Source organism: Dactylosporangium thailandense, assembly GCF_059739745.1.
Window position 1 is genome coordinate 11,080,929 of sequence record NZ_AP029195.1, and the last position, 26,747, is coordinate 11,107,675.

19 protein-coding genes and 1 pseudogene are annotated in these 26,747 nt (G+C 73.3%); 10 read left to right on the forward strand and 10 right to left on the reverse strand.

Going from position 1 to position 26,747, the window contains the following annotated elements; translation table 11 throughout:
* Nucleotides 1–370 precede the first annotated feature (370 nt).
* The 5 genes from rpsT to AC6JBM_RS49705 all read right to left on the reverse strand — a co-directional run bounded on the left by rpsT (nt 371) and on the right by AC6JBM_RS49705 (nt 8,250).
* Nucleotides 371–640: a 30S ribosomal protein S20 gene (gene rpsT / locus AC6JBM_RS49685; RefSeq protein ID WP_350619458.1), complete on the reverse strand. Its 270-nt coding sequence runs from the start codon at nt 638–640 to the stop codon at nt 371–373.
* Between the two features lie 208 nt (nt 641–848).
* Nucleotides 849–2,078 carry a L,D-transpeptidase gene (locus AC6JBM_RS49690; protein ID WP_497980515.1) on the reverse strand — a complete coding sequence of 410 codons (1,230 nt, stop codon included), beginning with the start codon at nt 2,076–2,078 and terminating at the stop codon, nt 849–851.
* Between the two features lie 155 nt (nt 2,079–2,233).
* Nucleotides 2,234–4,711, reverse strand: coding sequence for a sensor histidine kinase (locus tag AC6JBM_RS49695; protein WP_497980516.1), 2,478 nt, complete (start codon nt 4,709–4,711; stop codon nt 2,234–2,236).
* A gap of 61 nt (nt 4,712–4,772) precedes the next feature.
* On the reverse strand, nt 4,773–5,498 hold the full coding sequence (locus tag AC6JBM_RS49700; RefSeq protein ID WP_497980517.1) for an ABC transporter ATP-binding protein: 726 nt from the start codon (nt 5,496–5,498) through the stop codon (nt 4,773–4,775).
* A 4-nt stretch (nt 5,499–5,502) separates the two neighbouring features.
* Nucleotides 5,503–8,250, reverse strand: a complete 2,748-nt coding sequence (locus AC6JBM_RS49705; protein ID WP_497980518.1) for an FtsX-like permease family protein — start codon at nt 8,248–8,250, stop codon at nt 5,503–5,505.
* A gap of 54 nt (nt 8,251–8,304) precedes the next feature.
* Between AC6JBM_RS49705 and AC6JBM_RS49710 the strand changes: the two genes are divergently transcribed.
* A complete protein-coding gene (locus AC6JBM_RS49710) occupies nt 8,305–8,886 on the forward strand; it encodes a helix-turn-helix transcriptional regulator (RefSeq protein ID WP_497980519.1) in 582 nt (193 codons plus the stop codon).
* 1 nt (nt 8,887) lies between these two features.
* Here the strand turns inward: AC6JBM_RS49710 and AC6JBM_RS49715 are convergent, their stop codons facing one another.
* Nucleotides 8,888–10,003, reverse strand: a complete 1,116-nt coding sequence (locus AC6JBM_RS49715; protein ID WP_497980520.1) for an NAD(P)/FAD-dependent oxidoreductase — start codon at nt 10,001–10,003, stop codon at nt 8,888–8,890.
* A gap of 66 nt (nt 10,004–10,069) precedes the next feature.
* Here AC6JBM_RS49715 and AC6JBM_RS49720 point away from each other — a divergent pair, with 66 nt between their 5' ends.
* Nucleotides 10,070–11,062, forward strand: a complete 993-nt coding sequence (locus AC6JBM_RS49720) for a bifunctional heptose 7-phosphate kinase/heptose 1-phosphate adenyltransferase (protein WP_497980521.1) — start codon at nt 10,070–10,072, stop codon at nt 11,060–11,062.
* Nucleotides 11,063–11,081: 19 nt separating this feature from the next.
* On the opposite strand, the gene AC6JBM_RS49725 is transcribed toward AC6JBM_RS49720, so the two are convergent.
* Nucleotides 11,082–11,474, reverse strand: coding sequence for a hypothetical protein (locus AC6JBM_RS49725; protein ID WP_497980522.1), 393 nt, complete (start codon nt 11,472–11,474; stop codon nt 11,082–11,084).
* 170 nt (nt 11,475–11,644) lie between these two features.
* Here AC6JBM_RS49725 and AC6JBM_RS49730 point away from each other — a divergent pair, with 170 nt between their 5' ends.
* The 4 genes from AC6JBM_RS49730 to AC6JBM_RS49745 are packed head-to-tail and all read left to right on the forward strand — an operon-like array spanning nt 11,645 to nt 15,408.
* Nucleotides 11,645–14,044: a sensor histidine kinase gene (locus AC6JBM_RS49730; RefSeq protein WP_497980523.1), complete on the forward strand. Its 2,400-nt coding sequence runs from the start codon at nt 11,645–11,647 to the stop codon at nt 14,042–14,044.
* The gene (locus tag AC6JBM_RS49735) at nt 14,045–14,467 is read left to right on the forward strand and encodes a roadblock/LC7 domain-containing protein (RefSeq protein ID WP_350619478.1); all 423 of its coding nucleotides are present in this window, start codon (nt 14,045–14,047) and stop codon (nt 14,465–14,467) included.
* Nucleotides 14,454–14,849 (forward strand): DUF742 domain-containing protein, encoded by a 396-nt coding sequence (locus tag AC6JBM_RS49740; protein ID WP_497980524.1) that lies wholly within the window; start codon nt 14,454–14,456, stop codon nt 14,847–14,849. The genes AC6JBM_RS49735 and AC6JBM_RS49740 overlap by 14 nt, the downstream gene beginning before the upstream one ends.
* Nucleotides 14,830–15,408: a GTP-binding protein gene (locus AC6JBM_RS49745; RefSeq protein ID WP_350619641.1), complete on the forward strand. Its 579-nt coding sequence runs from the start codon at nt 14,830–14,832 to the stop codon at nt 15,406–15,408. Before AC6JBM_RS49740 ends, AC6JBM_RS49745 begins: the two co-directional genes overlap by 20 nt.
* A 750-nt stretch (nt 15,409–16,158) precedes the next feature.
* On the opposite strand, the pseudogene AC6JBM_RS49750 reads toward AC6JBM_RS49745, so the two are convergent.
* Nucleotides 16,159–16,665: pseudogene (locus tag AC6JBM_RS49750) on the reverse strand (FAD/NAD(P)-binding protein); the annotation flags it as partial.
* A gap of 17 nt (nt 16,666–16,682) precedes the next feature.
* Here AC6JBM_RS49750 and AC6JBM_RS49755 point away from each other — a divergent pair.
* Together AC6JBM_RS49755 and AC6JBM_RS49760 are read left to right on the forward strand one after the other, a co-directional pair.
* A complete protein-coding gene (locus AC6JBM_RS49755) occupies nt 16,683–18,173 on the forward strand; it encodes an amino acid permease (protein ID WP_497980525.1) in 1,491 nt (496 codons plus the stop codon).
* 10 nt (nt 18,174–18,183) lie between these two features.
* Nucleotides 18,184–18,624, forward strand: coding sequence for a hypothetical protein (locus tag AC6JBM_RS49760; RefSeq protein WP_497980526.1), 441 nt, complete (start codon nt 18,184–18,186; stop codon nt 18,622–18,624).
* Here AC6JBM_RS49760 and AC6JBM_RS49765 read toward each other — a convergent pair.
* Nucleotides 18,621–19,262 carry a hemerythrin domain-containing protein gene (locus AC6JBM_RS49765; protein ID WP_497980527.1) on the reverse strand — a complete coding sequence of 214 codons (642 nt, stop codon included), beginning with the start codon at nt 19,260–19,262 and terminating at the stop codon, nt 18,621–18,623. The genes AC6JBM_RS49760 and AC6JBM_RS49765 overlap by 4 nt on opposite strands.
* A gap of 102 nt (nt 19,263–19,364) precedes the next feature.
* On the opposite strand from AC6JBM_RS49765, the gene AC6JBM_RS49770 reads away from it, so the two are divergent.
* The gene (locus tag AC6JBM_RS49770) at nt 19,365–22,652 is read left to right on the forward strand and encodes an ATP-binding protein (RefSeq protein WP_497980528.1); all 3,288 of its coding nucleotides are present in this window, start codon (nt 19,365–19,367) and stop codon (nt 22,650–22,652) included.
* Here AC6JBM_RS49770 and AC6JBM_RS49775 read toward each other — a convergent pair.
* Nucleotides 22,591–23,682 carry an AF_0692 family protein gene (locus AC6JBM_RS49775; RefSeq protein ID WP_497980529.1) on the reverse strand — a complete coding sequence of 364 codons (1,092 nt, stop codon included), beginning with the start codon at nt 23,680–23,682 and terminating at the stop codon, nt 22,591–22,593. The two genes, AC6JBM_RS49770 and AC6JBM_RS49775, sit on opposite strands and share 62 nt — an antisense overlap.
* Before the next feature lie 150 nt (nt 23,683–23,832).
* On the opposite strand from AC6JBM_RS49775, the gene AC6JBM_RS49780 reads away from it, so the two are divergent.
* Nucleotides 23,833–25,941: an MMPL family transporter gene (locus tag AC6JBM_RS49780; protein ID WP_497980530.1), complete on the forward strand. Its 2,109-nt coding sequence runs from the start codon at nt 23,833–23,835 to the stop codon at nt 25,939–25,941.
* The last annotated feature ends 806 nt before the right edge of the window (nt 25,942–26,747 follow it).

Sequence of the window (26,747 nt, forward strand, 5' to 3'; positions counted from 1 at the left end):
GGCTCTCCGGTGCTCCAGGGCCACTTTTGTGTCGCTCGGGCCTCTCGGGCCGTCGGGCTTCGGCGCGTTACCGGAGGGGGTGCGGGCTGGGACGGGCCCGGGGTGTTGAGGTGCGGCCGGATGCGAGGGGGCGATCGAGCGCCGCCTCGGAATGAGTGGTCCGGTGCCGGTGTCGCCGTGCGATGGAGCGGTGCGGAGGGTCGCCGTGCCGGGTGGTGGTGAGATGCGGCCGGAGCGCGCGGTGGTGCGGGCGTTCGGTTGTTGCCGCGTCAGTGCGGCCGCGTTGGTTTGGAGCTGGGCACGGCGAAAGCGCCGCTCCACCTATGTGGGCGGCGCTTTTCGCAGGGCTCGTGAGCTGCTGCTGCTCCGGTCAGGCGGAGGTCAGGCCTTGCAGCTTCTTGGTGATGGCCGACTTGCGGTTGGCGGCCTGGTTCTTGTGGATCACGCCCTTGCTGGCGGCCTTGTCCAGCTTGCGGGAAGCGTCACGGAGCAGCGCGGCGGCGGTGTCGTTGTCGCCGGCGGCGGTCGCCTCGTGGAACTTGCGGATGGCCGTCTTCAGCGACGACTTCACCGACTTGTTGCGCAGGCGGCGCTTCTCGTTCTGCCGGTTGCGCTTGATCTGGGACTTGATGTTCGCCACGCGACAGCCTCGTCTTGATAGCTCGGGTTGGATTCCTAGAGCGCATGGCACGACGGCGCGTCACCTAGCGCGATGAATCAGGCTACCAGGTCACCCCGCAGCCAGCCAAAACGGGCCGCGTCCGAGAGGGACGCGGAGGCGAGAAGCTGGAAAAGGAAACCGGCGCCGTCTCCGAGTGGAGATGGCGCCGGTGTCCGAGGGGCTTGGGTCAGAGGGCGCTGCCCTTGACGTACTGGTCCCAGGAGAGCTCCCAGTCGGTCCAGCCGTCGCCGTATTTCACGCGTTCCTCGGTGCCCTTCACGATCACCGGGTCGCCGATGTGGGTCACGCCGTAGAGCCACTGGGCCAGCTCCAGGCTGATGTTCACGCAGCCGTGGGAGACGTTGCGCTTGCCCTGGTCGGAGACGGACCAGGGGGCGGCGTGGATGTACTGGCCGCTCCACGTGATGCGCTGCGGGAACTGGACCTTGGTGCGGTAGCCGTCCGGGGAGTCGACGGGCACGCCGTAGGTGGAGGAGTCGAACCACTCCCACTCGTTCTTCACCATCACGATGAAGTTGCCGCTGTCCGAGGGGTTGCTCGGCTTGCCGAGGCTGATCGGCATCGTCTTGAGGACCACGCCGTCCTCGGTCACGGTCATCTTCTTCGTCGCGTTGTCGGCTTCCATGATGAGCCGCTTGCCGACGGTGGCGTCGACGGTGAGGTCCTGCTGCGCGTACGACTTGTTGCCCAGCGACACCCCGCCCAGCGCGGCGCGCAGCTTCAGCTTGGTGCCGGCCTGCCAGTACTCCTTCGGGCGGTAGTGCACCTCCTTGGCGCTGAACCAGTTCCAGCTGCCCTCCTGCGGCGGGTCGGAGGACATGAACAGCCGGCGCTGGACCGCGGCCCGAGCGTCCTTGGGCACGTCGTTGGCGAAGTTCAGGATCATCGGCATGCCGACGCCGACGACCTGGTTGTCGCCGACCTGGCTGGTGACCCGGACCAGGTTCGACGGCTTGGCCATCGTGGTGAACTTCACTTCGCCGGTGGCGCCGTCGGCCTTCACGGTCGCGGTGTACTCCGTGGCCCATTTGAGCTGTTTGTCCGGAACCCAGTGCACGCCGTCGGCCGCGGGGGCCGACGCCTCCGCCGATGGGCCGGCCGGTGAGGCGGACGAAGCGGACTTCGACGGCTGCTGGTCGACCGCGCTGCCCGTGATGGTCGCGCCGGATGCGTCCTTCAGGGTCACCTCGGCCGACTCGGGGGCGTTGAAGACGAGGTCGAGGGCGGTGGAGACGTCCTTCGCGCCGTCGGCCGGCGAGGTGATCGGGATCTTCTTGCTTTCGGCGGCGCCTCCGGAGGTACCGCTGCCGGGGCTCTTCCACGAGGTATCGGAGTCCGAACACGCACTGAGTGCCAGCGCGCTCACCACCAGCAACGACAACCATCGAGACCGCATGCACCCAGCTTGCCTGATGGTCGCAAAGCCGCAAACGCGCCGAGCGGACCCGCGGGGAGGACGGCCCCTCGGGGGCGGTGGGCGGGCAGGCGCGTGAACCCTGATGGTCGCAAAGCCGCGAACGCGCCGAGCGGACCCTCGGGGAGGACGGCCCCTCAGGGGCAGTAGGCGGGCAGGCGCACGACGAAGGTGGTGCCCGGCTTGTCGCCGTGGTCGGTCACCGTGATGGTGCCGCCGTGGCGCTCGACCACCGTGCGGCTGATCGCCAGGCCCAGGCCGGTGCCGGGGACGCCCTGGTTGCGGATGTTCGAGCCGCGGAAGAAGCGCTCGAAGAGCCGCGACCGCTCCTCCTCCGGAATCCCGACCCCGGTGTCGACCACGTGCAGGGTGACGCCGGCCACGTCGCTGTCCAAGCGGATCTCGACGCGGCCGCCCGCGGGCGTGAACTTCACCGCGTTGGTCACGAGGTGGTCGACGACCTTGCGCAGGCGCGGGAGGTCGCCCGCGACGGGGGCGGGGCCGTCGGGCAGGACGACCGCGACGTCGAGGTCCTTCTCGCGGGCGGCCTGGGCGTTGGCGCCGGCGACCTCGCGCACCACGGCGGCGAAGTCCAGCGGGCGCTCGACCATGGTGACGTAGCCGCTCTCCAGGCCGGCGAGGTCGAGCAGGTCGTCGATGATGGCGCGCAGGTTCTCCGCGTTGCGCGCGATCACGGCCAGGAACTGCTCGCGCGTGGCCTCGTCGTCGTGGTCGTCGTGCAGGAGCAGCTCGGTGTACGACGAGATCGACGTCAGCGGCGTGCGCAGCTCGTGGCCGACCAGCGCGATGAACTCGTCCTTGGTGCGGGCCAGCTGCTTGGCGAGGTCCTCGGCCCGGCGCCGCTCCAGGAACTGTCCCACGTGCGCGGCGATGCCCGACAGCAGCGCGATCAGGGACTGCTCGGGCTGCTCGGCGGCGTCGCCGAAGAAGCTCAGCGTGCCGGTGACCCCGAGGCCGTCGCGGATCGGGATCGCCAGGCCCACGCGCAGCCCGTGCTTGGCCAGCGAGGGCACGTTGAGGCGGCTGTTGACCGCGGAGATGTCGGGGATCCAGGTCGGCTGGCCGGTCTCCCACGCCACGCCCGAGACGCCCTTGCCGGGGGCGAGCGGGTCCGGGGAGGGGATCTCGTACCCGGGCTCCGTCCACATCGCCGCGTTGCGCAGCACGTTGCCGACCTTGTCCACGAGCCACATCTCCGCGTGCGGCCATTGCAGCGTGCGCGCGACGGTCTCCAGCAGCTCGGGGCCGGCCTCCTGAATGGTCGGGGCCTGCTCGAGGATGCGCGACACGGCCAGCTCGCACTCGATGAGCCGCTGGGCCCGGCGGCGCTCGGTGACCTCGTGCAGGGCCGCGACCGCGCCGAGGCGGGTGCCGTCGGAGTCGCGGATCGGCTGGGCGTTCACGGTGAACGAGCGGCGCGGCCGGTCCGGCAGGTGGATGACGAACTCGGCGTCGCGGATGTGCTCGCCGCGGAAGGCGCGGGTGAGCGGCATGTCGTCGCCGGTGATCGTCTCGCCGCCCGGGGCGCTGCGCAGCGCGGTCCAGGCGTTCTGGGTGGAGCCGTCGGCGTCGTGGCCGGTGATCTCCCGCATCGCCCGGTTGAACAGGATCAGCTTGCCCCGCTCGTCGCTGGCGACCACGCCGGCGTCGAGGTTGTCCAGCAGGGCGGAGAGGAAGTGCCGTTCGCGGGCGAGCTGCCGTTCGGCGGTGACGCGCTCGCTGATGTCGTAGATGAACGCGTGCGCGTGCCGCCCGAGCGCGCCCTCGACGACGTTGAGCGTGATCTCGACGGGGAACTCGTCGCCGGCGCGGTTCACGGCGTACAGCTGCAGACGCTGGCCGATGAGCCGGGGCACCCCGCCGCGGGCCAGGCGCATGAGCCCGGCGCGATGGGCCGCCCGGAAGCGCTCGGGGATGATCAGCTCGTGCACGTGCTGGCCGATCGCCTCCTCGGCGGTCCAGCCGAAGGTGCGCTCGGCCGCGCGGTTCCAGCGCGTGATCTCGCCGGACAGCTCGATCGCGACGAAGGCCTCCAGGGCCGTCTCCAGCACGGCGTCGGTCTCGGCGGCGGCGAGCGCGATGTCCTCGCGCGAGGTCTCCGCGGCCAGCATGACCTCGATGATCCCGGCGCACTCGGCGATCGCGGCGATGTCCTCGTCGGTCCAGTGCCGCGGCACCGAGTCGGTCACGCACACCGCGCCGAGCGTGTTCCCGGCGGTGTCGTGGACGGGCTGGCCGAGGTACGCCGTGATGTGCCGGCTGTTCACCACGCCCAGGTCGCGCAGCACGGGGTCCTCGCGCGCGTCGCGGACCACCAGCGCGGCGTCCTCGCTGACCACGAACTGGCAGAAGGAGCTCGTGGCCGGCTCGGCGTGGACGCGGTCGAGGTCCGGCGGCAGGCCGTGCCGGCCGACCACGTGCATGCGCTCGTCGTCGACGAGCGTGAGCAGGCCGATCGGGGCCACCACCGAGCGGGCGGCCAGCCGGACGAGGCCGTCGACCGGGGCCGACGAGGAGCTCAGGAGCAGGTGTGCGCGGCGCAGGGCGCGAAGTCGTTCGGGCTGCGCGAGCACGCCGGTATCGAGTTGCGGCATACCACCCCCAACCCGCAAGCACGTAAAAGCGATCGTACCCGCGAAATGGTGCATTTCCCGGCTAAAGCCGCAGCTGGGTGACGCGCGCCAGAGTGGACTCGGGGGGCTCGCCGGTCGTCAGGTCGATGTCCTCGTCGATCCGGCCGTCGCCGAGGCGGATCAGCCGGTCGCAACGGGCCGCGACGGCCTGCTCGTGCGTGGCCAGCAGCACCGTCATGCCGTGCTGCTCGCGCAGCTCCAGCAGCAGGTCGAGGATCTGCGCGCCGTGGGCCGAGTCGAGGTTGCCGGTCGGCTCGTCGGCCAGCAGGAGCCGCGGCGAGCCGATGAGCGCCCGGGCGATCGCGACCCGCTGCTGCTGGCCGCCGGAGAGCTCGGCCGGCAGCGACCGCTCCCGCCCGGCGAGCCCGACCGCGTCGAGCAGCTCCCGGGCGCGGGCGCGCTTGTCGAACCCGACCTTGAACGGCAGCACCGGGGCGATCACGTTGTCCAGCGCGGTGAGGGCGGGCAGCAGGTGGTACCGCTGGAAGACGAACCCGACGGTGCGCCGGTACTCCGACAGCCTCCGCCGCCGCAGCCCCGTCACCTCCACCCCGTCGACCATGATCGAGCCGGCGTCGGCGGACTCGATCGCGCCGACCAGGTGCAGCAGCGTGGACTTGCCCGAGCCGCTCGGCCCGGTGACGGCGGTGAAGCTGCCCGCGGCGACCTCCAGCGAGAGCTCGTCCGCGGCGACGATGTCCTGGAAGCGCTTGGTGAGCCCGTTGACCGACAGCGCGGCACCTGACATGGCGTTACTCCTCGGCGAGCAGGCGGGCGGTGGGCAGGCGCTGCAGCAGCAGCGCGGGGACGATCGCGGCCGCGGTCGCGACCAGGGCGCCGCCGGCGAGCGCGGCGGCCGCGGTCCAGAGCAGGCCGGCGGTCACGGCGCCGACCAGCCAGGCCGCGCCGCCGAGCCCGAGACCGGCGCCGAGCAGGCCGCCGAGCACGCCGATGCCGAAGCCCTCGGCGGCGACCAGGCGGGTCAGCGCGCCGGCCGTCCAGCCGGTGGCGCGCAGCGTGGCGAGCTCGGCCGAGCGGTCGCGGATGTTGAGGTACAGCACGTCGGCGACGGCGAGGGCGCCCAGCAGTACCGTGGCGGCCACCGCGATCGTGTCGACCGATCGCACCTGGAGCGACACGGCGTCGCCGAGCAGCGTGCCGACGATCGCGCCGTGGAAGGCGAAGGTGATCGCGCCGAGGACGGTCGCCGCGGTGATCCCGATCGCCAGCGCGCCCGCGCCGAGCAGGGTCCGCCCGGGCACGCGCAGCAGGTTGCGCAGGCTCAGCCCGATCGGCCCGCGCGGGCGGCCGGCCCGGCGGGGGCGCAGCACCACGGGTCGCAACCCCTTCGCCGGCCGCGCGCGAGCCGCGGACAGTGCCGGGAGCAGCCCGGCCAGAAGAGCCAGGAGCAGCGCGATCGGTACCGCCAGCAGCCCCCGCCCCCAGGGAACCCGCACGTCGAGCAGGTAGCCGAGCGGACCGGCGAGCAGCATCGTCCCGGCGCCCGCGACCAGCCCGATCGCGGCGACCTCGCCGAGCACGACGCCGAACACGCGCCGGGCCGGCCAGCCGAGCGCGGTGAGCGTCGCGAGCTCGGTGCGCCGGTCGCGTACCCCGGCCGTGACCGCGTTGGCCAGGAACAGCGCGCAGACCACGAGTACCAGGACGAACAGCACGACGCTCTTGCGGTCCACGGCGCTCACGATCGCCGCGGCGACCCCCTTGCGGGTCCACAGCTCCGACAGCCGCAGCGCCGGCCGGCCGAACTGCCCCGCCGAGACGTCCACGAGCTGGGGCTGCGGCGAGGAGCCGTAGGTGATGTCGACGTCGAGGCCGGTTGCCGCCGCGATGCGCTCGGCCACGACCCGCACCCGCTCCCGCGCGGCCGCGTCGAAGCCGTGCACGCCGGCCACCCGCACCCGCACGGCCGAGACGGGCGCCTTGGCCGCGGTGCTCAGCCCGGCCTCGGCGTAGACCTGGTCGAGCAGGTCGAGGCTGGTCAGCAGCGTCGGCGGGGTGGCCAGATAGGCGGCCGGGTTGCCGTCGGGCAGCAGCGCGCCGCCGCCGAGCAGGTCGCGGCTGCGCTGGTCGCCGCCGGTGGCCACGGGGGCCTGGTAGGTCTCCATCGGGACCTTGCTCAGCGGGTCGAACGCCTGCACCTTGGCCGGGTCGTAGAGCCCGACGGTCCGGGCGAGGCCGAGGTTCGTCGACTGGCTGATGGTGCGGTACGAGGTGTCGTAGATCTGCCACGGCACGTGGACGCCGGACTCGTCCCGCAGCCGCCAGGCCTCCGGGTTGCTCGCGACCGGGACGGCGGTGAGCGAGCCGTCCGGGTTCTCGGTGTAGTCGACGCCGCCCGTGAGCATGAACGGGGCCAGGTAGTGCTGCGAGTCGAGCTCCTGCGGGTCGGCCTGCACCGTCCGCGTCTCCAGCAGCGGGCCGGTGATCGCATCGAGCGTGGCCAGCGCGTGCGCGGGGGTGTCGCCCGGCGGCGGCTCGCTCAGCGGCACCCGGCTCAGGCCGATGCGGATGCCGTTGTCCGGGTACGGCCGCTCGACGGAGAGCACCGGCAGCGTGGCCAGGTTCATCGGCGGCTTCTTGGGCTCCACCCGGTCGTCGGGGCCGAACCAGTGCCCGGCGGTGACCGCCCGGTCCAGCCCGACCAGCCGCGCCTCGGCCTGCGGGTCGACCGCGGCGAGCAGCAGCGGGGTCTTCCAGTACAGGAAGGCCTCGGCGGTGTCGGCGGTGACGAGCGCGTCACCGTTCTCGCCGGCCGAGCCGCGCTGGAACCGGCCGTCCGGCAAAAGCTGGTAGATGTCGAGGCGGGTGCCCTGCAGGTCGTTCATCAGGTTCGACATCTCGCCCTGGTCGATCCAGTCGCAGACCGGCCGCCCGTCCTCGAGGACGGGCACCGTGTCGGCGCACAGGTCGCGGCCGTTGCGCACGGAGCCGTCGCTGTACTCCACCCGGGACGAGCTGGCCCCGTTCATCTTCGGCCAGGCGAGGGCGTGCTTGGTGATGTAGACGAACTGGGCCCGGCCCTTGGCGGTGCTCAGCTCGCGGTCGGCGAGGAACGTCCGGTCGACGCGGATCAGCTGCCGGTCGAGCGAGCGGTCGACCAGGCCGGTGATGTCCGCGAAGGCGAGGCGGCTCTGGTTGGCGTAGCCGGCCATCGCGATCGGGGCGGCGACGTCCACGCCGTCGAGGGCGGCGATCCGGGCCACCTGGTCGCGGGTGATCCCGCCGTAGATGCCGCTGAGCGAGTTCGGGCGGACCTTCTGCCGGTCGTCCTCCAGCGGCGTGCGGGCGCCCCGGGGCCGCACCAGCACCTGATAGGCGGCGGCGGCCGACCGGTTCACCTCGCCGGTGACCTCCAGCCGGGCGGTGTCGGTCGCCCCGGTGAGCACGGTGAAGCCGGTGGTCGCCACCAGGACGCCGAGCAGCAGCGCCACCGACCTCGCCGTGCGCCCCCGTAGATGCGCCCAGATGAACGGGATCACGCGCCTACTCTGTCGCAATGCATTGTGACAATGCAAGGGGTAGCATCTCGGGTCATGCCGATCCATCACGCGGTGCTGTCGCTGCTGTCGCACGGGCCGAGCTACGGCTACGAGCTCAAGGGCGCGTTCGAGACGGCGGTCGGCCCGCAGTGGGGACCGCTGAACATCGGCCACCTGTACCAGATCCTGGATCGGCTCTCCCGCGACGGGATGGTGGTCTCGCAGCGCCACGCCCAGGCGGTCAAGCCGGACCGGGTGGTCTACGAGATCACCGACGTCGGCCACGAGGAGCTGCGGCGGTGGCTCGGCGAGGCGTCCCCGCGCAGCGGTGGGTTCCGCGACGACTTCTTCCTGAAGGTGACGGCCGCGGCCCGCTCCGGCGACGCGGACACGGTCAGGAAGGTGCTGTCGCAGCAGCGGACGTATCTCATGCGCGAGCTGCGCAACCTCGACGGCCTGCGGCGCAAGGCGGAGGACCCGGTGGTGGCCCTGCTGCTCTCGGCCGCGACCCGGCACGTGGAGGCCGACCTGGCCTTCGCCGAGGACGCCGACCGCGCCCTGCTGCGCACCCCGGGCGGCCTGCCGGTCGCCGTCCCGAAGGCCCAGGCGGTCGAGGGGCTGCGTTCAGCGGGGTAGGTCAGCGGGGTAGCAGCGACTCGGGACGCAGGTCGGGGATCTCGAACGGCTCGCCCAGCAATCGGGCCGCGGCCAGCCGGGCCAGGGCGGGCGCGGTCTGGATGCCGGTGCCGCCGAGGCCCGCGAACCAGAAGAAGCCGTCCTGCTTCGGGTCGGGCCCGACGATCGGGTTGCGGTCGGGGGCGAAGGTGCGCAGGCCCGCCCAGCTGGTGCGGACGCGGGCGAGGTGCAGGGTCGTCGCGGCCGTCACGCGCTCCACGGCCGCGGTCACGTCCTGGGGCGCGGCCTCCGCGTCCGTGGGCGGGCTCGGGGTCTCGTCGGCGGCGGAGATCAGCAGGCCGCCGCGCTCCGGGCGGAAGTAGAAGCGGTTCGCCACGTCCAGGACCAGGGGCCAGGCCGGGCCGACGCCGTCCGCGGAGGCGATCGCGACGGTGCGCCGGTAGCTGGTCAGGCCGGCTCCCTGGACCTCCAGCCGGGCCGCGACCGCGTCCGCCCAGGCGCCGGCGGCGTTGACGATCCGGGTCGCGGTCAGCTCGCCGCGGTCGGTCGTGACCGTCCACCGGGCGCGGGCCGCGTCCCAGGCACCGGACTCGAGGCCGATCGCGGTGCGCAGGACGGCGCCGGCGGCGTTGGCGCGGTCGCGGTACTGCTGCTGCAACGCGTCCACGTCCACGTCCTGGGCGGTGCGCTCCACCGCGGCCCGGGCCGCGGCCTCGGGGCGCAGCGCGGGGCAGAGGGTCCGGGCGGCCGCGGGGTCGACGGCGCGCAGGGACGGGTTCGCGGTCAGCAGGGCGTTGACGGCGCCGAGGTGGTCCTCGTCGGCCACCCAGATCGCCGGGCGGGCCCGCAGCAGTGGCGTGCCGGACTCGGCGCCGAGCGCGTCGAGGATGGTGCGGGAGGCGCGGGCGAGGGCGCGCTGCTCGGGCGAGCCCAGGCTCTCCGACAGCGCGGCGATCGAGCGTCCGGTCGCGTGGTACGCGAACTGGTTCTCCCGTTCGAGCAGCACGATACGCAGCTCCGGGCGGGTGCCGCCCGAGCGCTCCACCATCCGGCCGTCCAGCTCGGCGAGCTCCGCGGCGAGGGACAGGCCGGCGATGCCCCCGCCGATGATCGCCACGTCTGCGTGTTCGATGGTCCGATTGTCGCAGGGAATGAAGCGCGCCGGGCCGGGTAGCGGCGGCCGGTGCAGATCTCTGGCAAGTTCGCCGCGCTGGCCGAGGGCTGGCGCGACGCCGCGATCCTCGTCGTCGGGGACGCGTTGCTCGACGGCTGGCTGTGCGGCGCCCCGGTCCGGCTGAGCCGGGAGGCGCCGGTGCCTGTGATCGCCCTGGACGCCACCCGCGAGGTGTGCGGCGGCGCGGCCAACACCGCGGCCAACTTCGCCGCCCTCGGCGGCCGGACCACGCTGGTCGGGGCCGTCGGCGACGACGACGCCGGGGCCCGGCTGCGCACCTGCGTCTGGGACGCCGGCGTGGCCGACCGGCTCGTGACCGCGGTCGGCCGCCGGACGGTCACCAAGCGGCGGGTGGTCGCGGACGGATACGTCCTGGTCCGCTTCGACGACGGCGACACCGGCCCGCTGAGCCCGGTCGCGGCCGAGACGCTGGTGCGCCGGCTCGAGGAGACGCTGAGCAGCGAGCCGCGCCCGGACGCGGTCGTCGTCTGCGACCACGGCGCCGGCACGCTCGGGCCGCGCGTGCGGGAGCTGCTCGCGGCCCGCCGCCTCGACCTGCCGCTCTTCGCCGTGGACGCGCACGACCTGGCCCCGTGGGCGTCGACGGGGCCGGACCTGGTCACCCCGAACCGGGCCGAGGCCGCGCGGGTGCTGGGCCGCGTGTCGGACCGGGAGGTGCCCGAGTTCGACCGGGAGCGCGACCGCGGGCAGCTGCTGCGGCGCACGGGCGCGGCCGTGGTCGCGGTGACGCTCGACGCCGAGGGCTCGGCGGTGCTCAGCCTCGACGGGGAGACGGTCGGCACCGCCGCGCCGCCGGCGCCGGTCGCGCACGCGGCCGGGGCGGGCGGGGCGTACCTGGCCGGGTTCGTGCTCGGACGGCTGGCCGGCGCCGGGCTGGCCGAGGCCGCGGACGTCGCGCAGCGTTGCGCTTCGATGGCGATCCGTGGCGTCGGGACGGCCGTGGTCCCGGAGGGCCTCGGCCTGCCGGAGCGGGTGATATAAATTGTGATCGATGTGTGACCTAACCGGTCTCGATGTCCGCGTGCGGACCGTCGCCGGCGCAGTGCACGAGCACGCGGACCTCGTGAGCGTCGGACTTGAAGGTGACCCGGGACTGCGGCCCCGGGGCCCGGTCCGCGCTCACGATGTGGAATCCGGCGGCGGGGCTGAGGTACCGCACCAGCACCTTGCTCCCGTCGCAACTCGCGACCACGTTCCCGCCCGGCGAGCGCAGGATTCGCGGCGCGTCCGGCGAGGGTGAGGGAGACGCGGTCACGGGGAATCCGGGGGCCGGTCGAGCCGCCTTGAGCAGGGCATCCCGCCCCGCCGCGGTCGCATTGAGGGCAAGGGCCGTCAGCCCGCCCGCGCACAGCGTCCAGGCCAGAGCGGCCACCACCCACCGTCCACGTCGCATGGCGGCCGGAGTACCCGGGACGTCCCGGGTACTCCGGGCGAAGAGCGAGAAAAGGGGCGAGGGTGCTTCATACCCCTGACGACCTTGCTGGTGACTTCCGGCCCCACCTGTCCGTATCATGCCCGAGGCGCCACCCCTCTGCCCCGCGACCCCAGCGAGGAACCGACCGCATGAGAAGCCCTTCGTGGAGAATCCGCACCTGGTCGATCCGCGCGAAGATCATCACGCTGCTGCTGCCGCCGCTGGCCTCGCTCGTGGTGATGTGGGTGTTCGCGACGACCCTGACCGCGGGGGACACCGCCGAGCTGCTCAACAGCCAGACGTACTACGCGCTGTCGGGCAAGCCGTCCGAGAACGTGATCGTCGCGCTGCAGCGGGAGCGCATGCTCACCCAGGTCTACCTGGCCTCCGGCCGCCAGGAGGGCCGGCCCGAGACCACGGCGCTCAACGAGCAGCGGGCCAAGGTCGACGAGGTGCTCACCGACTTCCGCCGCCGGGCCGCCGACAACGACCTGCAGGACGCGATCCCCGAGGTCTCCCGCGGCCGCCTGCGTGAGGTCATCAACCAGTTCGACCAGCTCGCGGCCGACCGGACCCGCATCACCCTCGGCCAGATCGACCGGGCCGAGGCGATGAACGTCTACAACTGGCCGATCGACGCGATCTACCACTGGTACGACTCCCTGCCGGGTATCAGCAACGCCCAGCTCACCCGCAACGCCCTGATCGTCATCGCCACCAGCCGCGGCCGCGAGCAGCTCGCCCGCGAGGACGCGATGATCAACGGGGTGGCCACGGCCGGGAAGTTCCAGAAGACCGAGAGCTCCGACCTGATCGCGACCATCGGGGCCAAGCGCAACGTCTACGCCGACGCGACCTACGACCTGCCCAAGGGCGGCCAGGCGATCTGGAACCCGATCGTCACCAGCGACTCCTACAAGCGCGTCCAGGACCTCGAGAACAAGATCATGTCCGACGCCCGGGCCGGCGCCGGGCTGCCGATCGACATCAACGCCTGGCGGGACGCGTACGACAACCTCGTGGCCCAGCTGCGCAACTTCGACCTGCGCTTCGGCGAGGTCATCGTGGCCGACGCGGGCCCGGTCGCGACCGGCATCCTGCTGCGCGTCATCGGCGCCGGCGTGCTCGGCCTCATCGCCGTCGTGCTGTCCATCCTGCTGTCGATCCGCATCGGCCGCTCGCTCATCCGCCGGCTCGTCGGCCTGCGCCAGGACGCCCAGGACCTCGCCGACGTGCGGCTGCCGGCCCTGGTGGCCAAGCTGCGCCACGGCGAGAAGATCGACGTGGTGGCCGCGGCGCCGCCGCTGGAGTGGGGCGCCGACGAGATCGGCAAGGTGGGCAACGCGTTCAGCGCCGTGCAGCGCACCGCCGTGGAGTCCGCGGTGCACGAGGCCCAGCTGCGGCAGGGGCTCAACGAGGTCTTCCTCAACATCGCCCGGCGCAGCCAGACCCTGCTGCACCGCCAGCTCGGCCTGCTCGACCGCATGGAGCGGCGCACCACCGACCCGGAGGAGCTCGAGGACCTCTTCCGCGTCGACCACCTCGCGACCCGCATGCGCCGCCACGCCGAGGACCTGGTCATCCTGGCCGGCGCCGCGCCCGGCCGCGGCTGGCGACACCCGGTGCCGATGGTCGACGTGATCCGCGGCGCGGTCTCCGAGGTCGAGGACTACGCGCGCGTCGGCTTCCTGGCCCTGCCCGAGGCGTCGCTGGTCGGCCGGGCCGTCGCCGACGTCATCCACCTGCTCGCCGAGGTCATCGAGAACGCGACCGCCTACTCGCCGCCGCACACCCGCGTGCAGATCAGCGGGCAGCTGGTGCCGAACGGGTACGCGATCGAGATCGAGGACCGCGGCCTGGGCATGGCCCCGGAGGCGATCGAGGACGCGAACCAGCGGCTGGCCCAGCCGCCGGACTTCGACCCGGCCAACTCGGCCCGGCTCGGCCTCTTCGTCGTGGCGCTGCTCGCCGCCCGGCACGGGGTGCGGGTCACGCTGCGGGCCTCGGCGTACGGCGGCGTCACGGCGGTCGTGCTCGTCCCGCCGCACCTGATCACCGGGGCCACCCACGAGCTCACCGCGTCCACGCCGGCCGAGGAGCGCGAGGCCGCCGAGGAGGCGGTGCTGGAGCTGGAGGCGGCCGACGTGATCCGCCCGACCGTGGTGGCGCCGTCCGAGCCGCAGCCGATCGAGTACGTGGTTCCCGAACCCATCGCGCCGCCGCCCGTCGTTCCGGCCGCGGCGGCGCCGGCTGTGGCGGTACCGACGCAGCGGGAAGCGATCGAAGACGCCGAGCTGACCGATGACGGGCTGCCGCGCCGCCGGCGTCAGGCCAGCCTCGCCCCGCAGCTTCGCGAGCGGCCGGAGGAGGAGCGGACCGTCGACGGCATTCCGGCGGCCCAGTTCGCGACCACCACGGTCGGCGGGCGCTCGCCCGAGCAGACACGCGCGATGATGACGTCGCTGCAGGCCGGCTTCACCAAGGGCCGCCGCGACGCCGGGCAGATCACGCCCGGCGACGACCCGAACGCACCGGAAAGGGACGCATAAGTGACGCACTCGACGAGCCGCACCGGCAAGCTCGACTGGCTCCTCGACGACCTCGTCGAGCGGGTCGAGTCGGCGCAGCATGCCGTGGTGCTCTCCGCCGACGGGCTGCTCATGGGCGCGTCCAGCGGACTCGGGCGCGACGACGCCGAGCACCTCTCGGCCGTCGCGTCCGGTTTCCAGAGCCTGGCCCGCAGCGCCGGGCGGCAGTTCAACGGCGGATCCGTCCGCCAGACCATCGTGGAGATGGACAACTCGTTCCTGTTCGTCACCGCCGCCGGGCAGGGCGCCTGTCTCGCGGTGCTCAGCGCCGCCGACTCGGACATCGGCGTGATCGCCTACGAGATGGCGATGCTGGTGACCAGGGTCGGGCAGTACCTCACCGCGCCGTCGCGACCGGGCCTCTCACACGATGCCGCGGGGTGACCGGGAGCGTGAGCACGACTGGATGGACTCCGACGCCGGACCGGTAGTCCGGCCGTACGCCGTCACGGGCGGACGCGCCAAGCCGGCGGTCGGCGCCTTCGACCTGGTCGCCTTCGTGGTGAGCCGGGTCGACGGCTCGGGCGATCAGCACCTCCTGCCCGAGCAGCGCGCGATCCTCGCGCGCACCAACGAGCCGGTGTCGGTCGCCGAGCTCGCCTCCCATCTCGATCTCGCGCTCGGCGTTGTGCGCGTGCTGCTGGGCGACCTGCTCCAGCAGGGGCTCATCGAGATGCACGAACCGGAGTACGACCAATCCGTCGGGCCGCAGCGGCCCGACGATCGCATCCTCAAGGCGGTTGTCAATGGCCTCCGAGCGCTCTGACGGTCACGTCCCCCTCGCGGTGAAGATCCTCGTCGCGGGTGGGTTCGGCGTCGGCAAGACCACGCTGGTCAGCGCGGTGAGCGAGATCCGCCCCCTCCAGACGGAGGAGGTGCTCACCAACGCCGGCGTCGGCATCGACGACGTGCACGGCGTCGAGGGCAAGCGCACGACGACCGTGGCCATGGACTTCGGCCGGATCAGCATCAATCAGGACATCGTGCTGTACCTGTTCGGCACCCCGGGCCAGGACCGCTTCTGGTTCCTGTGGGACGAGCTGGCGCTGGGTGCCCTCGGGGCGGTGGTGCTGGCCGACACGCGCCGGCTGAACGACTGCTTCCCGTCGGTGGACTACTTCGAGCGCCGCTCCACGCCGTTCCTGGTCGCGGTGAACTGCTTCGACGGGGTGCAGAAGCACAGCGCGTCGCAGATCGCCAAGGCGCTGGACCTGGACCCGGACGTGCCGGTCGTGCTCTGCGACGCGCGGGACCGGCGCTCGGTCAAGGACGTGCTGATCGCGCTGGTCGAGCACGTCATGACGCTCAAGCAGGTCGCGGCCTAGCCGATCGGCCTGCCGCCGGATCTCGGGCACCGCGGTCGTCTCCCACCAGGCGCCGCGGCGCACCGGGCCGATGGTGAAGATCCGCTCGGAGGCTCCGAGAAGCCGGCCGCACGCGTCGACGTCGAGGCCCCGGCCGGTGTCGTCGCGCCGGGCCAGGCCGTCTTGCAGCAGTGCCCGGCCGAGCCCGGTGCTCGCGATGCCCTGGGGGCCCGTGCAGTTGACGACGGCCGCCCACCCCTCGCGGCCCGGGTCGGACGTGATCGTGAGGTTTCGCAGCCGCGCGGCCGTCGCGGGCGGCATCCGGTGGCGGTGCACCTCCCAGTAGACGGAGACGTGCCGCAGGAACCGCCGCCTGGACTCGGGCGAGAGCTGCCGCCACAGGTCGTCGGTCTGCGGGCGGATCGCGTCGACGGCGGCCCGCCAGTCCCGCTGGGTCGCGGCGAACTCGCGCACCGCGCGCATCAGGCCGGCCAGGGAGCTTCCGGTGTACTGCAACGAGCCGTCGGCGGGCACGACGTCCGCGTGCGGCCGGGGCAGGAGGCCGCGGCGGGAGACGGCGACGACGGGCGCCCGGCCCTCGAGCGTCAGGGCCACGTCCACGGCGGTCAGGCCGGTGCCGATGAGCAGGACCGGAAGGTCGCCCTCGATGCCGTCCAGCGCGCCCTCCGCCCAGGGGTCGCGGACGTACCGGGGGTGCTCCGTCAGATGCGCGAGGGCCGGGGGACAGGCCGGGGCGCCGTGCCCGAGCGCGAGCAGCACCCGGTCGCCTCGTCGCACGACGCCGCCGCTCAGTTCGACAGTCCCGTCCCCGCGCACCCGGGTGGCGGTGTCCCGCACGTGCTCGAAGCGGGCCCCCCGCAGCCGGTCGTGCAGGTAGTCGCCGAACACCCCGCGGGGCGCGAAGTCGGCCGGGCCGATGCCGAGGTCCTGGTCGCGGCACCAGCGCACGAAGTCGTCGGGCTGGTCGGCGAGGGCGCTCATCGCCGCCGCGCGCGAGTTGAGCAGGTGGGCCGGGTGCCGGGTGCGGTAGGCCGCCCCGCGCCCGAGCTCGGCGAACGGCGCCGGGTCGACGATGACCACCGCGTGGGACGGGTCCCGGCTCAGGTGGATCGCCGCCAGCGCGCCGCTACAGCCGCCGCCCACGATGACCGTGGTGCATGTCCGCCCCATCGCGCCACGCCCCTCCGTCAAAATCCTATTTAACAGATAGACTTTATAGTACTCTGCCCAAGCCCGACGTGTAGGAATGTGATTCATCGGGCATGTCGTGTCGCATGTCGTCCCTCTTTCGCACCAAGTCGATCGAGCAGTCGATGCGGGACACCGACGAGCCCGGCCACAAGCTGCGCAAGAACCTCTCCGCCTTCGACCTGACCGTCTTCGGTGTGGGGGTCATCATCGGCACGGGCATCTTCGTGCTGACCGGGCAGCAGGCGGCCGTCAACGCCGGGCCCGCCATCGTGCTGTCCTTCGCCGTGGCCGGCGTCGTGTGCGCGCTGGCCGCCCTCTGCTACGCGGAGTTCGCCTCCACCGTGCCCGTCGCCGGGTCGGCGTACACGTTCTCCTACGCCACCCTGGGGCAGTTCGTCGCCTGGGTGATCGGCTGGGACCTCTGCCTGGAGCTGGCGCTGGGGGCGGCGGTGGTGTCGCGGGGCTGGTCGGCGTACCTCCAGGAGCTCTTCGACCTGCCCACGTGGCTGGCCGGCGACAAGGCCCGCCCCGACTTCGGCGCCGCGTTCATCGTGCTGGCACTGACGATCGTGTCCATCGTCGGCGCCAAGCTCTCCGGGCGCGTCACCGGTGCCCTGGTGATCGTCAAGGTGGCCGTGGTCCTCTTCGTCATCGGCCTGGGCCTGTTCTTCGTCAAGGCCGCGAACTACCACCCGTTCATCCCGCCCGCCCAGTCCTCCGCCAAGGAATCGGGCGGGGGCGCGCCGCTGTTGCAGGTGCTCGCCGGCATCACGCCGCAGCACTTCGGCTGGTTCGGCATCGTGGCCGCGGCGTCGATCGTCTTCTTCGCGTACATCGGCTTCGACGTGGTGGCGACGACCGCCGAGGAGACCGCCCGCCCGCAGCGCGACGTGCCCCGGGGCATCATCGGCTCGCTGATCATCTGCGCGGTGCTCTACATGGGGGTCTCGTTCGTGGTCACCGGCATGGTCCACTACGGCGACCTGAACACCGCGGCCCCGCTGGCCAAGGCGTTCGACCTGGCCGGACAGGGCTGGGCGGCCAACCTCATCTCGCTCGGCGCGGTCTGCGGCATCACGTCGGTGATCCTGGTGCTGCTGCTCGGCCAGGCCCGGGTCTCCTTCGCCATGGCCCGCGACGGGCTGCTGCCGCCGGTGCTGGCCAAGGTCCACCCGCGCTTCGGCACCCCGTGGGTGATGTCGTCGATCACCGGCGCCATCGTGCTGGTGCTGGCCGCGTTCGTACCCTTGTCGGAGCTGTCCGAGCTGACCAGCATCGGGACGCTGTTCGCGTTCGTGGTCGTGTCGCTCGGCGTGGTCGTGCTGCGCCGCACCCGGCCCGACCTGCCCCGCGCCTTCAAGGCCCCGCTGGTGCCCTGGCTGCCCATCGTCAGCGTGGTGGCGAGCCTGTGGCTGATGATCAACCTGCCCGTGATCACCTGGGTGCGGTTCCTCGTCTGGATGGCGGTCGGGCTGATCGTGTACTTCGCCTACGGCATGCGCCGCGCCCGCCTCAGCGCCGAACGGGGCGAAGCGGCGGATATCAGTTCGGAACCGACCACTCCATCGACCTAGGCTAGGGGCTATGACCGACTGGGGCCTGACGTCCGACGACTACCACCTGGACCTGAGCCCGGACGACGTGGCCGACCCCGAGGCGATGTTCGGCCACGGTCCGCTCACGGCCGCCTCCTACGGCACGGCCGAGCTCAGCGCGGCCGACCCCGGGGCCGGCGACACCGGGCCGTCGGCGGGGGAGATGGGCGGCGACGCCGACACGGTCGGCTACGACTCCGACGGCGACGGCCGGGTCGACATGCTGCTGGCCGACACCGACCACGACGGCCGGACCGACGTGGCGATGTGGGACACCAACCACGACGGGCTGGTCGACGAGGTGGCGTACGACCAGGACCACGACGGCCGGATCGACCTGATCTACCACGACGACGACTTCGACGGGAAGGTCGACCGGGTCGAGTCGGCGGACGACTCCGCCGACCTGCCCGGCTACGCGTCGAACTAGCCCTTGCGAATCTTCTCCGCCTGCTTGGCGTAGGAGCGCTTGCCGACCAGCTTCCACATCAGCCGCGCCGGAAGGGGGAGCATCGCCAGGAACCGGGTGCGCTCCTCCGGCGTGGCGTCCTCCAGCAGCGCACCCAGCACGAACAGCAGCTTGTCCTTCGGCGTCTTCGCCCGCGCGTGCTCGCTCAGGGCCGCCCACTCCGCGACCGAGATGTGCTCCTCCACCAGCGGCAGGATCCGCTGCTCCTCCTCGTCGAGGTGCTCGAGCAGGTCGCGGCGGTGCCGGGCGAGCGCGCCGACCAGGGCGTCGCGCTCCGGCTCGGCGGGCGAGCGCTCCCAGGCGTCGAGCCGCGCGCCGACCTCCTGGAGCCCGGTGTCGACGACCTGGTGCTGCTGCTCCATGCGCAGCACCAGCTCGGCGTCGAGGTCGACGCGGGCCAGCAGCTTCGGCCAGAGCAGCTCGTCCTCGCTGGTGTGGTGGTCGTGCAGGCCGTCGACGTATCCGCGGGTGAGACCGGCCAGCCGCTCGGCCCGCTCGGTGTCGCCGGGGCGTACGGCGCCGATGAGCTCGGGCAGCAGCCGCGACTCGCGGCGGAACACCCGGTGGACGATGACCATCTCCTGGACCCAGGGACGCATATGTGGCTCCTCGAATTGTCGCGGTGATTGAGCCGAAAGCGTCGCCGGAGTGTCTTGTAGCGGTCTTGGAGCGCGCTTGGCGGCGACTACCATGACGCCGTCATGCTGCTGCGGGTGCTCGGGCCCTTCGAGGTCGAGACGGATGCGGGCGCCACGGTCGACGTCGGCGGACCCCGCCAGCGCGCCGTGCTCGCCCTGCTGCTCTCCGCCCGCGGCGAGGTCGTCTCGGTGGACCGGATGATCGAGGACCTGTGGCGCGGCGAGCCCCCGCCGCGGGCGATCGCGTCCCTGCAGGCGTACGTCTCCAACCTCCGCCGCCTCCTCGAACCCTCCCGCGAGCGCCGGGCCCCGGCCCGCCTGCTGGTCAGCGCGCCGCCCGGGTATGCGATCCGGCTCCCGGCCGAGGCCGTGGACGCCTGGCGGTTCGAGCGCCTGCTGGCCGACGCCCGCGCGGCCGTGCCGCAGGACCCGCGGCGGGCGCGGGTGCTGCTGCGGGCGGCGCTCCAGCTCTGGCGCGGGGACGCCTACGCGGAGTTCGCCGACGAGTCGTGGGCCCAGCCCGAGGCGGCGCGGCTCGAGGAGCTGCGGCTGGCCGCCCGGGAGCTGCTGCTCGACGCGACCATGCGCGCCGGTGCGCCGGCCGAGGCGGCGGCCGAGGCGGAGGTGCTGACCCGCCAGGCGCCGCTGCGGGAGGAGAGCTGGCGGCTGCTCGCGCTCGCCCTGTGGCGCAGCGGGCGGCAGGCCGATGCGCTGGCCGCCCTGCGCCGGGCGCGGGCGCTGCTGGCGGAGGAGCTCGGTCTCGACCCCGGCCGCGCGCTGCTGGACCTGGAGGCGGCGATTCTCGCCGGGTCGCCCGGCGTCCAGGGCTCGCCCGAGATGTCGGATCTGCCGGTCGTGCGGGCCGCGGACGCTCCCGACGAGCTGTTCGTGGGGCGGGCCGACGAGCTCGCCACGCTCGCCGGGGTCGTCGCGCCCAGCGTGGTCCTCATCAGCGGCGAGGCCGGCGTCGGCAAGAGCAGCCTCCTCGCGCACTACCGGCAGGAGCTGGCGCGGCAGGGCTGGCTCGTCGTCGTGGGGCGGTGCCCCGAGGCCGAAGGCGCGCCGCCGGCCTGGGCGTGGGTCGAGGCGCTGCGGCAGCTGGCCGGCTTCGCGCCGCCTGGGGAGCTCGCTTCCGAGGTGCGGCCGCTGCTCGACGAGGACGCCGGGGCCGGTCCCGGCGAGGACTTCGCGGCCGGGCGGTTCCGGCTGCATCGCGCGGTCGCGCGCTGGCTCGCCGCGGTCGCGGCCGAACGGCCCCTCGCCGTCGTCCTCGACGATCTGCACGCGGCCGACGGCGAGACCCTCATGCTGCTCGCGAGCGTCGCCGAGCTGGTCGCGCCCGGCGGGCCGGCGCTGCTGTTCGTCGCCGCGCTGCGGCCGGCCGACAACCGGGAACGGCTCGCCGCGACCATGGCGGCGCTGGCGCGGCGGTCGCCGGTGCGGCTGCCGCTGCAGGGTCTCGGCCAGGAGGACGTCGCGCGGCTGGTCGAGGCGTTCGCGCGCACGACCGTGGACCCCGGCACGCTCGCGGCGCTGGCCGAGCGCACCGGCGGCAACCCGTTCTACGTGCGCGAATCCGCGCAGCTGCTCGCCTCCGAAGGGGCGCTCGTGGCCACGTCCGAGGTGCCGGAGGGGGTGCGCGACGTGCTGCGGCGGCGGCTGTCGCGGCTGCCCCCGGCGGCGGTCGCGGTGCTGCGGCTCGCGGCCGTGATCGGGCGGGAGGCCGACGTCGAGACCCTGGTCGAGGCGGCCGACGCCGACGAGGGCACGGTGCTCGACGCGCTCGAGGCCGGGCTCATCGCGGGGCTGCTCACCGAGCCGGCGCCCGGGCGTGTGCGGTTCGTGCACGGGCTGGTGCGGGACACGATGTACACCGACCTCTCCCGGCTGCGCCGCGCCCGCATGCACGCCCGGGTCGCGGCCGGCACGCGGCGGCTGCGGCCCGACGACTACCCGGCGCTGGCCTACCACTACGCGCGCGCGGCGTCCTCGGAGACCGCGCCGGCGGCCGTGGACTATGCGGTGCGGGCGGCGGAGCTGGCCGAGCGGCGATTCGCGTACGACGCCGCCGCCGAGATCCTCGGCGCGGCGCTGGCGGCGCTCGAGGCGGCCGGGACCGTGCCCGGCGACCGGGACGCGCTCCTGGTCGACCTGCTCGGGCGGCTGCTGCGGGTCCAGGCGAGCGCGGGCGCGGTGGCGGCGGCGCGGCGGACCCGGCAGCGGGCGGTCGACGTGGCCGTGGCCGGCGGCGAGGACCTGCTCGTCGCGGCGTTCACGGCGTGGACGGTGGCGACGCCGTGGCAGATCCATGAGTACGGCGTGATCGACGAACGCACCGTGGACCTCCTCACCCGCCTGCTGCGCCGCGACGACCTGGCCCCGGCCGACCGCTGCCGGCTGCTCGACGCGCTCAGCGGCGAGCTCGACGGCGACGAGCGGGGGGCCGCGGCCGGGCGGGAGGCGCTCGAGATCGCCCGTGGCCTCGGCGACCCGGGGCTGCTCGCGCTCGGGCTGGCCGCACGGGGGCGGACGATGCCCTTCGACCGGGACATGCCGGAGCGCCGCGCGGTCGCGCTGGAGCTGCGGGCGCTCGCCGCCGAGCACGGATTCGTGGCCTACCAGTGGCTCGCCGAGCAGCAGCTGGGCAACTGCGCCGCGGCCCTGAACGAGCCCGCCGAGGTGCGCGCGGCGGTGGCCCGGCAGGGCACGCTCGCCGCCGCGTACCACCTCGCCGAGCCGTTCGCCATCCACCTCGCCGCCCGCGCCACCCTGGCCCACATCGAGGGCGACTTCGCCGGCGCCCGCGCGCTGTACGACGAGTGCCGCGAGCAGCTGCGCCGCCAGGGCTCCATGCACGGCGAGAGCTTCCACTTCTTCGCCACCTGCAGCCTGATGCTGAGCCAGGGCCGCACCGCCGAGCTCGTCGAGGCGACCCGGCTGGTCTGTCAGGAGCTGGGCGCGATCGGCAACGACGCCTACGCCCTGAGCCTCGTCGCCGCCGGCCGCGTGGCCGAGGCGCGCGCGGTCCGCATCGGCGAGCACCCGATCCGCCAGGACTACTTCGGTTCCGCGTTCTACACCGTGCGCGCCCTGGCGATCGTCGCGCTGGACCGGGCCGACCTGGCCCAGCCGGTCATCGACGCGCTGCTGCCGGTGCGCGACCAGATCGCGGGCGTGTCGAGCACCTCGATCGCGATGCAGCCCGTCGCGCTGAGCCTGGCCGAGCTGTACCGCCTGCAGAACCGCCCTGACGAGGCGACCGAGTGCCTGCGGCGGGCCGTGGACGTGGCTACCCAGTGGAACTCCCCCCACTGGCTGGCCCGTGCGCAGGCGCTGCTGTCCGCCTCCTGAAGCAGGCGAACACGAGCGCGACGGCCCCGGCGGCGAAGGCCGCGTTGCCCCACCAGCGGACCGGGTCGTGCGGCTCCATGAGCGCGGTGAGGGCGAAGCCGGCCCAGGCGTACGTGAGCAGCGCGCCGCTCGCGAGGGCCCGCACGTGCCGATCGGTCCAGCGGGTCCGGGCCAGCCATGCGGCTCCGGCCGCCAGCCAGACGACGCCGAACCAGAACCCTGCCCACGACTCCGGCCTTGCGAAGAACACCGTCGTCGAGCCGAACGCTATGACTCCGGTCAGCCAGACCTTGGGCGCGGGCCAGGTTCCGGGTCTTGGTCTCAGGAATGCGAGCGCTATGAGGATGGCGGCGGCTGTTGCGGCTCCCAGGCGTTGGGGGTGGGTTGCGGTGAAGTGCTCGCTGCCGGTGATTTCCTTGTGGATGATCCAGCAGCCCAGGAGGTATGCGAGTGCGGTTGCGGCCAGGCCGCGCTTGCTCAGCCAGGGGCGATATGGCGGCCGCTTCGCGGCTGACAGCCGCCGCCAGGGCCGATATGTCGGCCGTTTCGCGGCCGACAGCCGCCGCCAGGGCCGATATGTCGGCCGCTTCGCGGCCGAAGCCGCCGACATATCGGATTTTTCGCCTGTCGGGTGGAATGTCGGATTCAGCTGCTCCATCAGGGCGATCGGGACCGTGATGCTCCAGATCGCGTGGCCCGCCACGAAGGCCAGGGTGCTGGCGGCGCTCAGGCCCCAGGCCGGGATCGGGGTCACGGCCTGGAAGTCGTGGCCCTCGAACGACGGGTTGAACATGGACTGGTCGACGAGGCCGGCTTCGATCACGCCGTACGCGGCGCCGAGCAGCAGGATGGCCGGGTAGCCGCGGCCGGTGCGCCTCGCGAGCTCGCGGATGAGCAGGGCGCCGGCGCCGTACATGGGGACGAGGAAGGGCAGGGCCGGCAGGGCTCGGACGGAGATGTTGCCCAGCAGGTACTCGCCGACCAGCGGGGCCAGGAGCAGCAGGCCGGTTACGGGAACGAATCGGCGCATACGAACCACTTCAGCCGAATCCGAGGCGCGGTCCTAGCGCCGAAAGTCGCCCGTAAGCCGTCGTTAGTGGACTCCAAGTGAATCGAAAGTGGGGGCTGGGAGGGTGGCACTGGCAGTACCGATGCGAAATCAACCGTCCCGGAGGACGTCATGTTGTCCCGTTTGCTCGGCCGGCTCGGAGGAGCGGCCGCTGCGCATCCCTGGCGCACGATCAGCGCGTGGGTGATCGTGCTCGTCGCGCTCTCGGCGTTGTCCGCCGGGTTCGGCGGCACGCCGCACGATGACTACAACGTGCCCGGAACCGAGTCCCAGGCCGGGACCGAGTTCCTGCGCAAGCACTTCCCGGAGATGTCCGGGGCCGACGCCCGGGTCATCGTGCACGATGATCACGCGCTCGATCCGGCCGTGCTCGAGGCGCTGCGCGGGCGGCTGGCCAAGATGCCCCAGGCCGGGATCGTCGCGCCGGCTCGGATGTCTGAGGGTGGGGACACTGCGCTGATCGGGGTGCAGTACGACATGCCGGTCACCGACTTCGAAGGCACCTCGGCGATGGACGCGCTGCGCACCGCCGCCGAACCGCTCAAGCGGGAAGGGCTGCAGGTCGAGTTCGGCGGGCAGGTGGCCGAGAACATCTCGGCGCCCAGCGGCACCGCCGAGGCGGTCGGGATCGTCGTGGCGCTGCTGATTCTCGTGCTGGCGCTCGCCTCCGTCGTGGCCGCCGGGCTGCCGCTCGTGGTGGCGATCGCCGGGCTCGGCGTCGCCACCGCGGTCATCACGCTGCTGGCGAAGGTCACCGACATCAGCAACACCGCGCCCACGGTCGCGAGCATGGTCGGGCTCGGGGTCGGCATCGACTACGCCCTGCTGCTCGTCGCCCGGCACGTCGAGGGGCTGCGGCGGGGGCTCGACCCGCGCGCGGCGGCGATCGAGGCCAACGCGACCGCGGGCGCGTCCGTCGTCGTGGCCGGGCTCACCGTCCTCGTGTCCCTGTTCGGGCTCAAGCTCGCGCTCCTTCCCGTGTACTCCTCCTACGGCTACGCCACCTTCGCCGCCGTCGTCGCCGTGATGGCCGCGGCGGTCACGCTCGTGCCGGCGCTCTGCGGCCTGGCGGGGCACCGGGTCCTGCCGCGCAAGGTCCGCAAGGGCACGGTGGAGCGCACCCCGAAGCTCGGCCTCACCGCGCGCTGGGCCGCCGGCGTCGGCCGCCGGCCCGTGATCGCCGCGCTCGCGTCCCTGGTCGTGCTCGCGGGCCTCGCCGCGCCCATGCTCGGCATGCGTACCTGGCCCCAGGACGCCGGGAGCCAGCCGACCTCGAACACGACGCGGCTCGCCTACGACCTGGTGTCGGCCGAGTTCGGCCCTGGTGCCAACGGGCCGCTGCTGCTCGCCGTCGACACCGCCAAGGTGTCCGACCTGGACGGTCTGGTGGCGCGGCTGCGGACCGATCCCGGCGTCGCGAACGTGGCGCCGCCGGCGGTGAAGGGCACCGCGGCGGTCATCGCGGTCGAGCCCACGACCGGGCCGCAGGACGAGGCGACCTCCCGGCTGCTCGAGCACCTGCGCGCGGACGTGCTGCCCGACGGGGTGCTCGTGACCGGGCTCGTGGCGGTGTTCGCGGACATCTCCGACCGGCTCGCCGATCGGCTGTGGCTCGTCGTCGCGTTCGTGGTGGCGCTGTCGCTGGTGCTGCTCACGGTGCTCTTCCGGGCGCCGGTGGTCGCGGTGAAGGCCGCCGCCATGAACCTGCTGTCGGTCGCGGCCGCCTACGGCGTGATGACCGTGATCTTCCAGACCGACACGGGCGCGCACATGGTCGGCCTGCCGCACGCGGTGGCGATCTCCAGCTGGGTGCCGATCCTGCTCTTCACCGTCCTCTTCGGCCTCTCGATGGACTACGAGGTGTTCCTGCTGGGCCGGGTCCGCGAGGACTGGCTCGCGACCGGGGACGCCCGCGGCAGCGTGGTCCGCGGCCTCGCCGCTACCGGGCGCGTGATCAGCAGCGCGGCGGCCATCATGGTCGCGGTGTTCGTCGGCTTCGCCCTCGACCCGGACGTGACCGTGAAGATGATCGGTGTCGGGATGGCCGTCGCCGTGTTCATCGACGCCACGCTGGTGCGACTGGTCCTGGTGCCGGCGACGATGGCACTGCTGGGCCGGGCGAACTGGTGGCTGCCGCGCTGGCTGGACCGGCTCCTGCCGCACGTCGACGTCGAGCGCCCGTCGACTCCGGCGACGCGCGAGCCGGCGCCGGTCGGCTGAACCGCGCCCCGCGACCCTCGGCCTACTTCGGGCCGGGGGTCGCGGGGCCGCGACCCCTGCGGCGCCGCTCGCCGCGACCCCTGCGGTGCCGCTCGCCGCGACCCCTGCGGTGCCGCTCGCCGCGACCCCTGCGGTGCCGCTCGCCGCGACCCCTGCGGTGCCGCTCGCCGCGACCCCGCGGCCCCGCTCGCCGCGACCCCGCGGCCCCGCTCGCCGTGGCCGCCCAACCAGCCACTCTTGCGGCCCCGCCCGCTCGCGCGCGGCGGTATGGCTGCGCCGCCGTTCGGGCCGGGCTTTCGGTATCGCCTGGCTCAGCGTGGAGTGGCGGCGGTGCCTTGTGGTTGCGTGCGGCTCGCCGGTTTCGGCCGCGCGTGGCTCGCGGGTCACGGGTTTGTGTGGCCGTGACGCCCAGCCGGCCGGTTATCGGTCCCGTGCGGCTCGTTGGTTTGTGCGGTGTGGCGTTGCTTGGCTGCGGGCGCCCCAGTCGGCCGGTTGTTGGTCCCGCGCGCCTCGTTGGTTCTGCGGCGTGGCATTGCTTGGCTCGCCGTGGCCGCCCAACCAGCCACTCTTTTGGCCCCTCCCGCTGGCGTGCGGCGGTATGGCTGCGCCGCCGTTCGGGCCGGGCTTTCGGTATCGCCTGGCTCAGCGTGGGGTGGCGGCGGTGCCTTGCGGCTGCGTGCGGCTCGCCGGTTTCGGCCGCGCGTGGCTCGCGGGTCACGGGTTTGTGTGGCCGTGACGCTCAGCCGGCCGGTTGTCGGTCCCGCGCGGCTCGCTGGTTCGTGCGGTGCGGCGTTGCTTGGCTGCAG

What these genes read in the sequence shown, in the direction of transcription:
- AC6JBM_RS49690 (WP_497980515.1), bottom strand. Translation starts at nt 2,078, where the DNA reads ATGCGGTCTCGATGGTTGTCGTTGCTGGTGGTGAGCGCGCTGGCACTC.
- AC6JBM_RS49695 (WP_497980516.1), bottom strand. Translation starts at nt 4,711, where the DNA reads ATGCCGCAACTCGATACCGGCGTGCTCGCGCAGCCCGAACGACTTCGC.
- AC6JBM_RS49700 (WP_497980517.1), bottom strand. Translation starts at nt 5,498, where the DNA reads ATGTCAGGTGCCGCGCTGTCGGTCAACGGGCTCACCAAGCGCTTCCAG.
- AC6JBM_RS49710 (WP_497980519.1), top strand. Translation starts at nt 8,305, where the DNA reads ATGCCGATCCATCACGCGGTGCTGTCGCTGCTGTCGCACGGGCCGAGC.
- AC6JBM_RS49725 (WP_497980522.1), bottom strand. Translation starts at nt 11,474, where the DNA reads ATGCGACGTGGACGGTGGGTGGTGGCCGCTCTGGCCTGGACGCTGTGC.
- AC6JBM_RS49730 (WP_497980523.1), top strand. Translation starts at nt 11,645, where the DNA reads ATGAGAAGCCCTTCGTGGAGAATCCGCACCTGGTCGATCCGCGCGAAG.
- AC6JBM_RS49740 (WP_497980524.1), top strand. Translation starts at nt 14,454, where the DNA reads ATGCCGCGGGGTGACCGGGAGCGTGAGCACGACTGGATGGACTCCGAC.
- AC6JBM_RS49745 (WP_350619641.1), top strand. Translation starts at nt 14,830, where the DNA reads ATGGCCTCCGAGCGCTCTGACGGTCACGTCCCCCTCGCGGTGAAGATC.
- AC6JBM_RS49755 (WP_497980525.1), top strand. Translation starts at nt 16,683, where the DNA reads ATGTCGTCCCTCTTTCGCACCAAGTCGATCGAGCAGTCGATGCGGGAC.
- AC6JBM_RS49760 (WP_497980526.1), top strand. Translation starts at nt 18,184, where the DNA reads ATGACCGACTGGGGCCTGACGTCCGACGACTACCACCTGGACCTGAGC.
- AC6JBM_RS49765 (WP_497980527.1), bottom strand. Translation starts at nt 19,262, where the DNA reads ATGCGTCCCTGGGTCCAGGAGATGGTCATCGTCCACCGGGTGTTCCGC.
- AC6JBM_RS49770 (WP_497980528.1), top strand. Translation starts at nt 19,365, where the DNA reads ATGCTGCTGCGGGTGCTCGGGCCCTTCGAGGTCGAGACGGATGCGGGC.
- AC6JBM_RS49775 (WP_497980529.1), bottom strand. Translation starts at nt 23,682, where the DNA reads ATGCGCCGATTCGTTCCCGTAACCGGCCTGCTGCTCCTGGCCCCGCTG.
- AC6JBM_RS49780 (WP_497980530.1), top strand. Translation starts at nt 23,833, where the DNA reads ATGTTGTCCCGTTTGCTCGGCCGGCTCGGAGGAGCGGCCGCTGCGCAT.